Source organism: Gordonia crocea (assembly GCF_009932435.1).
Lineage (GTDB): Bacteria > Actinomycetota > Actinomycetes > Mycobacteriales > Mycobacteriaceae > Gordonia > Gordonia crocea.
Genome location: NZ_BJOU01000008.1, coordinates 40,099 through 53,216 on the forward strand (window position 1 = coordinate 40,099; position 13,118 = coordinate 53,216).

The following is a 13,118-nucleotide window of genomic DNA, read 5'->3' on the forward strand; positions in this document are numbered from 1 at the left end:
CGGCGGCGTTCAGTCCTCGGTGGGGACCAGGTCGAGCCGGACGCCGAGCACGCGCACCGGGCGGTCCAGGTCGAAGTCGTCGAGCAGGGCGTGCACCGGCGGGCCGATCTGCTCGACGTCGACGGTGGGCGCGGCGAGCTTGCGCGACTTGGTGCGCGTGTAGAAGGTCGCCGTCCGCACCGTCACCGCGACGCGGAAGACGATCCGCCCCTCGTCGCGCACGTGGCGCAGTACCTCGGCGGTGAGGTCGTCGACGGCGGCGTGCAGCTCGCCGGGTTCGACCAGGTCGGTCGGGAACGTCCGCGAATGCGAATGCGATTTCGCCTCCCACGGTTCGACGGTGATCGTCGAATCCCCACCGCCGCGGCACAACACGTAGAGCCAATTGCCTTGGTGGGGGCCGAAAGTCGCGATCAGATCGTCCTTGGGGGTGGCGACCAGCTCGTCGACGGTGGTCACCCCGATCGTCGCCAGCTTCGCCGCGGTCTTGGGCCCGACGCTCCACAACTCCCGCGTCGGCTGGCCCCCCATCATCTCGCCCCAGTTGTCGGCGTCGAGCCGGAAGACCCGCGGCCCGGCATCGGCGTCGGCGCGCTTGGCGAAGTTCGTCGCCATCTTGGCCCGCTGCTTGTTGTCGCTGATCCCGATCGACGCGGGGAGCCCGGTGTGCCCGGCGATCGTGTCGATGACGTCGCGGGCCAGCTGTGCGGCGGCCGCATCGTCGAGGTCGTCGGCGCCCAGATACGCCTCGTCCCAGCCCCACACCTCCACCGGGCCGAACCCGCGCAGGACCGTCATCACCTCGGCCGAAGCATCGTCGTAGGCGTCGGTGTCCAGCGGGAGGTAGACCGCGTCGGGCATCTTCCGATAGGCCGCGCGCAACGGCATCCCGGCACGCACCCCCTGCGCGCGGGCCTCATATGACGCGCACGTCACCACCTTGCGGGGCTGGGTCGGGTCGCCGTCCCCGCCGACGATGACGGGCACCCCGGCCAGTTCCGGGCTGCGCCGGCGTTCCACCGAGACCTGGAACTGGTCCAGGTCGACGTGCAGGATCCGCCGTGTGCCCACGGTTCGACCCTACTGCGGCAACCGGTCCGGGGGCAGGCATCAGCCGACGGTCCAGCGGTACAGCGTCTTGCCGCCCGACTTCTGGTTCGTCCCGCCGAGGGCGGTCTGCCCGATTCTCTGCGCTACCGGGTCCAGGTATAGAGCGGATTGTTCGAGTCGGTCTTGCCGATCTCCAGGCCGGTCAGGGCGGCGGCCCGCACGTCGGTGGAACCCGAGGTGATCGCGAACGGGGTGCAGAGCTTGCGCACGCCGTCGTTGTTGTAGCTGGCCGAATCCTTGCACGGCTTGAACTCGCCGAAGGTGATCATCTTGGTCCAGGTGGTGCCGTCGGCCGTCCCGATCTCGAACTCCGGGTAGACCGAGTCCACCGACGGGACTGCAGGATCGAACGGCGTGCCCTCGGGCCGGATGTCCTTGAAGTCGGCACGCACGAAGAACACGCCGAGGATGCCCTTCAGGGAGTCCTTCTTGAGGACCTTGAGGTCGTCGTCGGTGGCCTTAACGATGGCGGTCACCGTCATCTGCGCCAAGGACTTCTTCCCGTCCTTCACCAATTCCACGATGACCGGCTGCCCCAACTTGACCTTGGTACCCCGCGGGGTCACCACCGGCAGCGGCTTCGGCTTGGGCTTCGACGGCGCGGCCGACGAGGTGGGCGCCGCGGCCGAGGTGGGCGCAGGCCCCGCCTTGGCGACCGGTTCGGGCAGCGTTCCCGAGGCGAGCGACTCCTCCAGGTAGCCGATCGCCCCGTTGAGGTCCGGGTTGGCCGCCGAACATGCGGCCTTGTACTCGTCCAGGATCGGCTTCGCGTCGACGATTGCCTTGTCGCGCGCGGCGTTGTCCTTCTTGGCGAGGGCGGCGTTGAACGCCTCCGCGTTGGCCTTGCCCTTCTCCGCGATCGCCCGGACCTTGGCATCCTTGATCAGCGACCCGGCCAACTTCAGCGTGGTGTCCTCCACCGGGAGCTTGCTCTCATCGCCAGTCGACTTGTAGGCGACCAGCTTGCCCGGAACCGCCGTCGCGGTCAGGTAGGCGATGCTGCACGAGGTCTTCACGTTCGCACCACCCGCGTTGTCGCCGCCCTTGTCGCCGCCACCGCAGCCCGACACCACCAGGCCGGCCGCGAGCAGCACCGCGCCGTAGCTTCCGAATCGCCGCATGCCCATAGAGAGTCCCCCAAAGAAGTTCCGCAAAGTTACTTCGGTAGAACCTAACAGCCGACCCGGTCCCGCCATCAACCGCCCGGCCGACAGACCCCACAACGCAACAACCCCCAGCCCGATATCGGGTTGGGGGTTGTTACTCGGTCTGGGAAGACGACTAGATGTTGTAGTCGCCGTAGCCGTAGTCGTCCAGCGGCACCGCAGCACCGGCGGGGGCACCGAAAGTGCCGTCCGGGCTGTAGTAGGTGTCGTCGTAACTCGGCACCGCGTACGCCGCGGCCCGGGCCTCCTCGGTCGGCTCCACCTGGATGTTGCGGTAGCGGTTGATACCGGTACCGGCCGGGATGAGCTTACCGATGATGACGTTCTCCTTGAGACCGATGAGCTTGTCGCTGCGGCTGTTGATGGCCGCATCGGTGAGCACACGGGTGGTCTCCTGGAAGGACGCCGCCGACAGCCACGAGTCGGTGGCCAGCGACGCCTTGGTGATACCCATCAGCACCGGGCGGCCCGACGCGGGCTCGCCGCCCTCGCCGACGACCCGACGGTTCTCCGACTCGAACTCGACGCGCTCCACCAGCGAACCGGGCAGGAACTCCGTAGCACCCGACTCGATGATCTGCACGCGGCGCAGCATCTGGCGCACGATCGTCTCGATGTGCTTGTCGTGGATCGACACACCCTGGCTCCGGTACACCTCCTGCACCTCGTTGACGAGGTGGACCTGCACCTGGCGCGGGCCCATGACGCGGAGGACCTCGTGCGGGTCAGCCGCACCCTCCATGAGCTGCTGGCCGAGCTCGACGTGGTCACCGTCGGCGAGCAGACGCTCGCTGCCGTCCTCGTGCTTGAAGACGCGCAGACGCTGGCGCTTGGAGATCTTCTCCACCGGCACCTCGTCCGAACCGTCGTCGGGGATGATCGTGATCTTGTAGAACCGATCGTCGTCCTCGAGGCGGATCCGGCCGGCGACCTCGGCGATCGGGGCCTTGCCCTTGGGGACACGGGCCTCGAACAGCTCCTGGACACGCGGCAGACCACCGGTGATGTCGTCACCGACGCCACCCTGGTGGAAGGTACGCATCGTCAGCTGCGTGCCGGGCTCACCGATCGACTGGGCCGCGATGATACCGACGGCCTCGCCGATGTCGACGAGCTTGCCGGTCGCCATCGAACGGCCGTAGCAGTGCGCACACACACCGGTACCGGTGTCACAGGTCAGCACGGAGCGGACCTTGACCTCGGCGATGCCGGCCTCGAGCAGGGCTGCGATCGCCGGGTCGCCCAGGTCGTGACCGCGCTCGATGATCACGTTGCCCTTCGCGTCGACCGCGTCGGCGGCCAGCGTGCGGGCGTACGCACTCGTCTCGACATGCGCGTCGCGGATGATCGAGCCGTCCGGCTGGCGCTCGCCCAGCGGCACGGTGATGCCGCGGTCGGTGCCACAGTCGGTCTCGCGGACAATGACGTCCTGGCTGACGTCGACGAGTCGACGCGTCAGGTAACCCGAGTCCGCGGTACGAAGCGCGGTGTCGGCCAGACCCTTACGGGCACCGTGGGTGTTGATGAAGTACTCCGCCACGGTCAGGCCCTCGCGGAACGAGGACTTGATCGGCCGCGGGATGAACTCACCCTTCGGGTTGGTCACCAGACCCTTCATGCCCGACAGGTTGCGGACCTGGGTGAGGTTACCGGTGGCACCCGACATCGGGATCATGACGATCGGGTTGTCGGCCGGGTAGTGCTCCTCCATGGCCTTACCGACTTCCTCGGTGGCCTGCTTCCAGATCTCCACCAGGGCGTCACGACGCTCGTCGGGGGTCAACGCACCGCGCTGGAACTTCTTTTCCAGCCCGTCGGCCCGCTCCTCGTACTTGTCGAGGATCTCCGCCTTGTTCGGCGGCACGAGCACGTCGGACATGGCGACGGTGACACCCGAGCGGGTGGCCCAGTAGAAGCCGACGTCCTTCAGCTTGTCGACGGTCTGCGCGACGACGATCATCGGGTAGCGCTCGGCCAGATCGTTGATGATCACGGCCTGGCGCTTCTTCGGCATCTGCTCGTTGACGAACGGGTACTCCACGGGGAGCAGCTCGTTGAACAGCACGCGGCCCAGGCTGGTGACGATCTCCCACGGCTGGCCGTAGGCCCACCCGTCGGGGAACTGCTCGGCCTCGATCTCGGCCGACGGACGCTGATCGGTCAACCGGATCTTGATCTGCGTCTGCACGGTGATCGCACCGCGGTCGACGGCCATGATGGCCTCGGCCGGGCTCGAGTACACGCCGCGCTCGACGTCGTCCTTGGTGGCCTCGCGGTACTCGCCGTCCAGACCCTCCTTGATGGTGGTCAGGTAGAAGAGACCGGTCACCATGTCCAGACGCGGCATCGCCAGCGGGCGACCCGACGCCGGGGACAGGATGTTGTTGCTCGAGAGCATCAGGATCCGGGCCTCGGCCTGCGCCTCCGCGCTCAGCGGAAGGTGCACGGCCATCTGGTCACCGTCGAAGTCGGCGTTGAAGGCCTCACACACCAGCGGGTGCAGCTGGATGGCCTTGCCCTCGACGAGCTGCGGCTCGAAGGCCTGGATACCCAGGCGGTGCAGCGTCGGGGCACGGTTCAGCAGCACCGGGTGCTCGGCAATGACCTCTTCGAGGACGTCCCACACGGCCGGGCGCTGGCGCTCGACCATCCGCTTGGCGGACTTGATGTTCTGCGCCTGGTTCAGGTCGACGAGGCGCTTCATCACGAACGGCTTGAACAGCTCGAGGGCCATCAGCTTCGGCAGACCACACTGGTGCAGCTTGAGCTGCGGGCCGACGACGATGACCGAACGGCCCGAGTAGTCGACGCGCTTGCCCAGCAGGTTCTGGCGGAAGCGGCCCTGCTTGCCCTTGAGCAGATCGCTCAGCGACTTCAGCGGGCGGTTGCCCGGCCCGGTGACCGGACGGCCGCGCCGGCCGTTGTCGAACAGCGCGTCCACCGACTCCTGCAGCATCCGCTTCTCGTTGTTGACGATGATCTCGGGCGCACCCAGATCGAGCAGTCGCTTGAGGCGGTTGTTGCGGTTGATGACACGGCGGTACAGGTCGTTGAGGTCCGACGTGGCGAAGCGGCCACCGTCAAGCTGGACCATCGGGCGCAGCTCCGGCGGGATCACCGGAACGGCGTCGAGGACCATGCCCAGCGGCGAGTTGCCCGACTGCTGGAACGCCGCGACGACCTTGAGCCGCTTGAGCGCGCGCAGCTTCTTCTGGCCCTTGCCGGTGCGGATGATCTCGCGCAGCGACTCGGCCTCGGCGTCGATGTCGAAGTCCTCGAGGAGCTTCTTGATCGCCTCGGCACCCATGGCGCCGGTGAAGTATTCACCGAACCGGCCCTCGAGCTCGCGGTAGACCTTCTCGTCGACGATGAGCTCGCCCGGCTTCAACTTGGTGAAGCGGTCCCAGATCTCGTCGAGCTCGTCGAGCTGGCGCTGCGCGGCGTCGCGCATGCGGCGCATCTCGCGCTCGGCGGCATCCTTGACCTTGCGCTTGGCGTCGGACTTGGCGCCCTCGGCCTCGAGCTCGGCCAGGTCGGCCTCCAGCTTGGTCTGCCGGTCGTTGAGTGCGACGTCGCGGTCGTCCTCGAGCGTCTTGCGCTCGACCTTGATCTCCGACTCCAGCGTGGAGAGCTCGTTGTGGCGCAGCTCCTCGTCGACGGCGGTGATCACGTAGGCGGCGAAGTAGATGATCTTCTCGAGATCCTTCGGCGCCAGGTCCAGCAGGTAGCCCAAGCGCGACGGAACGCCCTTGAAGTACCAGATGTGGGTGACCGGGGCAGCCAGCTCGATGTGGCCCATCCGCTCGCGGCGCACCTTGGCGCGGGTCACCTCGACGCCGCAGCGCTCACAGATGATGCCCTTGAAGCGGACGCGCTTGTACTTGCCGCAATAGCACTCCCAGTCGCGAGTCGGTCCGAAGATCTTCTCGCAGAACAGGCCGTCCTTCTCGGGCTTGAGCGTGCGGTAGTTGATGGTCTCGGGCTTCTTGACCTCGCCGTAGGACCAGTTGTGGATGTCATCGGCCGTGGCCAGGCCGATCTTCAGTTCGTCGAAGTAGTTAACGTCGAGCACTTGTGCCTCTCAGTTAGTAAGTAGCTGGTCGTAGTCAGTTGGCGAGGTCGTCGATGCTGGCCGACTCGTTTCGGGACAGGTTGATCCCGAGGTTGGCCGCCGCACGTTCGAGGTCCTCGTCGTCGTTGTCGGCCATCGTGATGGCCGCGCCGTCGCTGGAGAGCACCTCGACGTTCAGGCAGAGCGACTGAAGCTCCTTCAGCAGCACCTTGAACGATTCCGGGATACCCGGCTCGGGGATGTTCTCGCCCTTGACGATGGCCTCGTAGACCTTGACTCGACCGACGACGTCGTCGGACTTGATCGTCAGCAGCTCCTGCAGCGTGTACGCCGCACCGTAGGCCTGCATGGCCCAGCACTCCATCTCACCGAAGCGCTGGCCACCGAACTGGGCCTTACCGCCGAGCGGCTGCTGGGTGATCATCGAGTACGGACCGGTCGACCGGGCGTGGATCTTGTCGTCGACGAGGTGGTGCAGCTTGATGATGTACATGTAGCCGACCGCCACCGGGTACGGGAACGGCTCGCCGGAGCGGCCGTCGAACAGCATCGCCTTGCCGTCGCCGTTGACCATGACGTCGCCGTCGCGGTTGGGCAGCGTCGAGGCGAGCAGACCGGTTAGCTCCTCCTCCTGGGCGCCGTCGAAGACCGGCGTCGCGGTGAGGGTGTCGGGCTCCGCGGAGTACATCTCCTCGGGCAGCTTCGACGCCCAGTCGGGCACGCCCGCGGCGACGTCGATGTTCCAGCCGGCCTTGGCGATCCACCCGAGGTGGGTCTCCAGGATCTGGCCGATGTTCATACGACGCGGAACACCGTGGGTGTTCAGGATGATGTCGACCGGCGTGCCGTCGGGCAGGAACGGCATGTCCTCGGCCGGGAGGATCTTGCCGATGACGCCCTTGTTGCCGTGGCGGCCGGCGAGCTTGTCGCCGTCGGAGATCTTGCGCTTCTGCGCCACGTACACGCGGACGAGCTCGTTGACGCCCGGGGGCAGATCGTCGTCGTCGTCGCGGCTGAAGACGCGGACGCCGATGACCTTGCCGGTCTCGCCGTGCGGAACCTTCAGCGACGTGTCGCGGACCTCGCGCGCCTTCTCACCGAAGATCGCGCGCAGCAGGCGCTCCTCCGGGGTCAGCTCGGTCTCACCCTTCGGGGTGACCTTGCCGACGAGGACGTCGCCGTCACGGACCTCGGCACCGATGCGCACGATGCCGCGCTCGTCGAGGTCGGCGAGGACCTCGTCGGAGACGTTCGGGATGTCCCGGGTGATCTCCTCGGCACCGAGCTTGGTGTCGCGGGCGTCGATCTCGTGCTCCTCGATGTGGATCGAGGTGAGGGTGTCCTCCTCGACGAGGCGCTGGCTCAGGATGATCGCGTCCTCGTAGTTGTGACCCTCCCACGGCATGATCGCGACGAGCAGGTTCTTGCCCAGCGCCATCTCGCCGTCATCGGTGCACGGACCGTCGGCCAGCACCTGGCCGGCCTCGACGCGCTGCCCCTCGTCGACGATCGGGCGCTGGTTGGCGCACGTGCCGTGGTTGGAGCGCTCGAACTTGCGCAGCTGGTAGCTCTCGCGGGTGCCGTCGTCGTCCATGACGGTGATGTAGTCGGCCGAAACCTCTTCCACCACGCCGGTACGGGTCGACACGATCACGTCACCACCGTCGACGGCGGCACGCAACTCCATGCCGGTACCGACCAGCGGCGCCTCGGACTTGACCAGCGGCACCGCCTGGCGCTGCATGTTCGCACCCATCAGGGCGCGGTTGGCGTCGTCGTGCTCGAGGAACGGGATCATCGCGGTCGCGACCGACACCATCTGGCGCGGGCTGACGTCGATGTACTCGACCGACGCGGCCGGGACGTACTCGACCTCGGCGCCCTTGACGCGGACGAGGACGCGCTCATCGGTGATGCGGCCGTTCTCGTCGTAGTTGGTGTTGGCCTGGCCGATGAGGAAGCGGTCCTCCTCGTCGGCGGTCATGTACTCGATCTCGTCGGTCACGCGGCCGTCGACGACCTTGCGGTACGGCGTCTCGATGAATCCGAACGGGTTGACCCGCGCGAAGACGGCGAGGTTGCCGATCAGGCCGATGTTCGGGCCTTCCGGGGTCTCGATCGGACACATGCGGCCGTAGTGCGACGGGTGGACGTCGCGGACCTCGAGGCCGGCGCGCTCACGCGACAGACCACCCGGGCCGAGCGCGTTGAGGCGGCGCTTGTGGCCCAGACCCGCGAGCGGGTTGTTCTGGTCCATGAACTGCGACAGCTGGCTGGTGCCGAAGAACTCCTTGATCGCCGCCACCACGGGACGGATGTTGATCAGGGTCTGCGGCGTGATCGCCTCGACGTCCTGGGTCGTCATGCGCTCGCGCACGACGCGCTCCATGCGCGACAGGCCGACGCGGATCTGGTTCTGGATCAGCTCGCCGACGGTGCGGATACGACGGTTGCCGAAGTGGTCGATGTCGTCGACCTCGATCGGCACCTCGAGGCTGTCCGGCCCGGCCACCTTCGCCAGCGGCGTGGTGTGCGGGTCGGCGTCGTGCAGGCGCACCAGGTACTCGACGATCGCGACGATGTCGTCGGTCGTCAGCGTTGCCGGACCGTTCATCGGGTTGTCGGTCAGGCCGAGCTTCTTGTTGATCTTGTAGCGGCCGACGCGGGCGAGGTCGTAGCGCTTCTCCTTGAAGAACAGGTTCTCCAGGAGGGCCTCGGCCGACTCCTTGGTCGGCGGCTCGCCCGGACGCAGCTTGCGGTAGACCTCGAGCAGCGCCTCGTCGGAGTTGGACGTGGGGTCCTTCTCCAGCGTGGACATCATGATCTCGGAGAAGCCGAAGCGCTCGCGGATCTCGTCGGCGGTCAGGCCGAGCGCCTTGAGCAGCACGGTGACCGGCTGGCGGCGCTTGCGGTCGATGCGGACGCCGACGGTGTCGCGCTTGTCGATGTCGAACTCGAGCCACGCACCGCGGCCGGGGATGACCTTGACCGCGTGCAGGGTCTTCTCGGTGGCCTTGTCGATGGACGAGTCGTAGTAGACGCCCGGGCTGCGGACCAGCTGGCTGACCACGACGCGCTCGGTGCCGTTGATGACGAAGCTGCCCTTGTCGGTCATGATCGGGAAGTCGCCCATGAACACCGTCTGCGACTTGATCTCACCGGTGTTGTTGTTGATGAACTCCGCGGTGACGAACAACGGCGCCGCGTAGGTCATGTCCTTGTCTTTGCACTCGGCGATGCTCGCCTTGACGTCCTCGAAGTGGGGCTCGGAGAACGAGAGGGACATCGAGCCGGAGAAGTCCTCGATCGGGGACAGCTCGTGCAGGATGGATTCCAGACCGCCGGCGGGGTTCTCCTCGCCGCGGGCGAGGGCCTCCTCGCGCCACTTGTCGGAACCGATGAGCCACTGGAACGAATCCAGCTGGACGTCGAGCAGACCGGGGACTTCCAGCGGCTCGGAAATCTTTGCAAAAGAGGCGCGCTGCGGTGCGCCGGGGATCGAAGTGGTTGAGGTGGACTGGCGGTTGGGTGCCAAGATGCGTCCTTCCAACACGAAAGTTGACTAGCGGCTACGAGGTGGGCTTGCGCCTGTGTCGCTGGTCTGGCGACCTGAACAGGCGAAACGCTCGAGAGCAGCACGTCGTGTGCGTGTCGGGCGGAACAAAGTGGACAGGAGGCAGCCAGCGCAACGTCCAACTGTATCAGAAAATAGACGCGCTTTGTCAAGTCGCGTCTGAGGAAAATCCGCGGGCGCTGGCTAGCGTGTGTGCGGGTCCTGGCAAACAGAGTGACCGCTCCCACGCCCCACGTCAAGCATTTCGACCCATTCGGGTGGGATTATTCCTGTTCGCGGGGCGTGTCGGGCGTGGCGCATCACCAAGCGGCGACGCGCTCGATCTTCCACTTGTCGTCCTGCCGGACGACCTCGTACTGCATGCCGACGACCATGCTGCCGGCGGCCATCCCGCCCTGGCTCATGCTGAGCACAAGGCTGGCGAGGATTTGGGCCTTGGCCCCGTTGCCGCCGCCGGTCAGACCGCGCACACCGATCGCGTCGACGCGGCACTCGTTGGTCTGCTGGGTCTGCTCGATCACCGTCCGGTTGGTGGGCATCTGCTTTTCCCACTCGGCGCGCGCGGGTCCGACCAGGACGGCGCGGGAGGAGTCAATCCACTGCTGAACCGTCTGGCCGCGGGCAGGACCGAGGATGGTGCACGAGGCGGTCTCGACCTGGCCGAGGACCTCCGAGGTGGCCGACTTGTCGATGAACGCCAGGTCGCTGCGGCTCGCGCCGCCGGGGTGCACCAGGCCGATCACGCCGATGAGCAGACCGATCAACCCGACTGCGCCCAGGATCAGCGGGCCGCGGCCCGATGCCGACGCGGCCGCGCCGGTGCGGCCGGGAGCCGACCGGGCCACCCCGCCCGATGACGCAGAGCCGGTACCCGACGAGGAGCCCGGGCGGGTACCGGAGACGACGGCGCTCGAACGTTTGGCCGCCGGACGCTTGGGCGTCGGGCGCTTGGCGGGCGCGCTCTTGGCCGCACCCGTGGATGCGGTGGCGTCACTGAAACCGAGGCGCTGGATCGGCGCGCGGCGCGAGGCGCCGGCCACCGGCCGCTTGGCCCCGGACGTGCCCGCCCGGTCGGCGCCGGGCCGGGGCTGCCCGGCGACGCGGGGACGCTTCTTCTTGGGTGGCAGATCAGACATCAGTTACCACCACTCCCCTGCTGGCCGGGAGCCTGCTGATTCGGATTCGGTTGCGCGCCACCTTGATTCGCGCGCGGCTGCTGTCCAGACGAGGGGATCGCATTGAACGCGGAAACGGTGTCGGCCATGTACTTGCCGTCGATGTGGCGCACGGAGATCAGGAAGCCCATCGTCTGCGGGACGTCGGGCTGGTTGGGTGCTTTGGCGACGACGTCGACGTACACCAGCACCTTGCCGGTCTTCTCGTCGGTGTTGAGCTCGGTGACCGCGGCGCGTTTGACCGTGCTCTCCAACCGGCCCGGGGCGTCGCGGCGCTGCTGCAGTTCCTGGAAGCCCTTGCCCCGCAGTTCCTGCAGCGCCCGGCCGGTCAGCACCGACTCGACATTGCGCTTGAACTTGTCGGGGTCCTTCGGGTCGATGGTGGTGATGTTCATCGCGGCGGTCTCGGCGGTGGCCATGATCGAGTCGCGCACGTTCTCCGTCGACCGGTCCGCATAGGAGCGGTACCCGAAGTATCCGCCCACGATGCCGAACACGATTCCCACGGCCGCGACGATCGCGGCGATGATCCACGAAACGCTCAGGCCCGACTTCTCGTCGCGCGCTGCCTTGGGCTTTGCGGGGGCCTCGTCGGCCTCGTCGACCTCGGTGGCTTCGTCGGCCTCGGTAGCCTCGTCGGCGTCGGCGGTCTCGTCGACCTCGTCGGCCTCGTCAACGGCAGCGGTCAGCGCTTCGTCGGCCACCTCCTCGGTCGGATCGACCGAGTCGTCAGCCTTCTTGTCATCACTCATAAAATCGGAAACTACTTACTTCTTTGTCGGGTGCACGCCGAGCAACCATGCCAGCTGCCAGGCCAGCGGGTTCAGATCCAGACGGTCCGGATCCTTCTTCGGCTTGTTGTCCCACGGCTGCGGGATGTTCGGATTCGCCAGGGTAGCGCGTGCCGCACCGCGCACGCTCGTCGGCGACCCCTGCGGCACCGTGCACCGCGCGTTCAGGTTCAACGGGAAATCGTCATAGTTGATGTCGAACGTCGGATTCTTGCGCTTGATCGCCGCGATCATCTGCTGCGTCGACTCATACCCCTGCGTACACGCCGCCGGGTTGTTCATCTCCAACACCACACCGAAGTGGATCTGCCCGTCACCGGGAGCCGGGGAATGCGATCCGGCCGAGAGCGCGGAGACCATCGCCAACAGGGCATTGGTCGACCAGCCGGTCGGCGCGATCGCCGTCTTGGCCACCGACCCCAGATCCTTGACCACCGTGGTGATGTCGGCACCCTGCTTCTGCAACAGATTCGACAACGCCGTCGCCGAGGTCTGCCCCGTCGTCAACAACCGGCGCACATCCGGATCAGCCGACGCCAACGTCGCCGTCACCACATCCAGATTCTTCGACCACGCCAAAATCGCATCCGACTGTTCGGCCTGCGTCGCCAACACCCGCGACGAATGCGCCAACAACTCGATCGTGTCGCCCAACGAGTCATAGCCCGCCTTGGACAACGTGTTCAACGACGTCACCAACTTCGTCAGGTTCTCCCCCTGACCGTTGAACGCCTTGCCCAACTCCTCCACGATCGTGCGCAGATCATCCACCGGAACCGACTCGGCGAAATCCAGCGCCGTGTTCACCACGTCCTCGAGCGGCTGCGGCAGCGTGACATCGTCGCGCTTCACGACCGACCCGGAGGTCATGTAGGGACCGCCGGCCGTCTTCGGGCGCAGGTCGAGGTACTGCTCACCGATCGCCGAGCGCGAGGCCACGACGGCGGCCGCGGACTGCGGGATCTTCGGGGCGCCGCGGCGGATGCGGATATTCGCGTCGACGCCGTTCTCGGTCAGCGTCATCGACTGCACGCGTCCCACCGGTACACCCTGGTAGGTGACCTCGGCGTTGGCGAACAGGCCGCCCGAATCGGGCAGCTGCACCGTAATCGGGAACTCCGCGAGTCCGGCCAATCGCGGCAGACGCGCATAGTTCACGCCGACGTAGACCATCGCGAGGATGCCGACGATCGCGAACACGATCAACTGAGTCTTCACCAAGCGCGTCAT

At 66.8% G+C, this 13,118-nt stretch carries 7 protein-coding genes; all 7 read right to left on the reverse strand.

The window, feature by feature from the left end; translation table 11 throughout:
• Window positions 1-9: 9 nt before the first annotated feature.
• The 7 genes from nbrcactino_RS13705 to nbrcactino_RS13735 all read right to left on the reverse strand — a co-directional run bounded on the left by nbrcactino_RS13705 (window position 10) and on the right by nbrcactino_RS13735 (window position 13,118).
• Window positions 10-1,071, reverse strand: coding sequence for a DNA polymerase IV (locus tag nbrcactino_RS13705; RefSeq protein WP_228460898.1), 1,062 nt, complete (start codon window positions 1,069-1,071; stop codon window positions 10-12).
• A 122-nt stretch (window positions 1,072-1,193) separates the two neighbouring features.
• Window positions 1,194-2,231, reverse strand: a complete 1,038-nt coding sequence (locus nbrcactino_RS13710; protein ID WP_161928105.1) for a hypothetical protein — start codon at window positions 2,229-2,231, stop codon at window positions 1,194-1,196.
• 160 nt (window positions 2,232-2,391) lie between these two features.
• Window positions 2,392-6,348 carry a DNA-directed RNA polymerase subunit beta' gene (locus tag nbrcactino_RS13715; RefSeq protein ID WP_161928106.1) on the reverse strand — a complete coding sequence of 1,319 codons (3,957 nt, stop codon included), beginning with the start codon at window positions 6,346-6,348 and terminating at the stop codon, window positions 2,392-2,394.
• Between the two features lie 34 nt (window positions 6,349-6,382).
• Entirely contained in the window at window positions 6,383-9,883 is a 3,501-nt protein-coding gene (gene rpoB, locus nbrcactino_RS13720; protein WP_161928159.1) for a DNA-directed RNA polymerase subunit beta, read from the reverse strand.
• 338 nt (window positions 9,884-10,221) lie between these two features.
• Window positions 10,222-11,058 (reverse strand): hypothetical protein, encoded by an 837-nt coding sequence (locus nbrcactino_RS13725; protein WP_161928107.1) that lies wholly within the window; start codon window positions 11,056-11,058, stop codon window positions 10,222-10,224.
• Window positions 11,058-11,849, reverse strand: coding sequence for a hypothetical protein (locus nbrcactino_RS13730; protein ID WP_161928108.1), 792 nt, complete (start codon window positions 11,847-11,849; stop codon window positions 11,058-11,060). Before nbrcactino_RS13730 ends, nbrcactino_RS13725 begins: the two co-directional genes overlap by 1 nt.
• 15 nt (window positions 11,850-11,864) lie before the next feature.
• A complete protein-coding gene (locus nbrcactino_RS13735) occupies window positions 11,865-13,118 on the reverse strand; it encodes an MCE family protein (RefSeq protein WP_161928109.1) in 1,254 nt (417 codons plus the stop codon).

Excerpts from the sequence above, each read along its gene's own strand:
- nbrcactino_RS13710 (WP_161928105.1), bottom strand. The coding sequence starts at position 2,231 with ATGCGGCGATTCGGAAGCTACGGCGCGGTGCTGCTCGCGGCCGGCCTG.
- nbrcactino_RS13725 (WP_161928107.1), bottom strand. The coding sequence starts at position 11,058 with ATGTCTGATCTGCCACCCAAGAAGAAGCGTCCCCGCGTCGCCGGGCAG.
- nbrcactino_RS13730 (WP_161928108.1), bottom strand. The coding sequence starts at position 11,849 with ATGAGTGATGACAAGAAGGCTGACGACTCGGTCGATCCGACCGAGGAG.
- nbrcactino_RS13735 (WP_161928109.1), bottom strand. The coding sequence starts at position 13,118 with ATGACGCGCTTGGTGAAGACTCAGTTGATCGTGTTCGCGATCGTCGGC.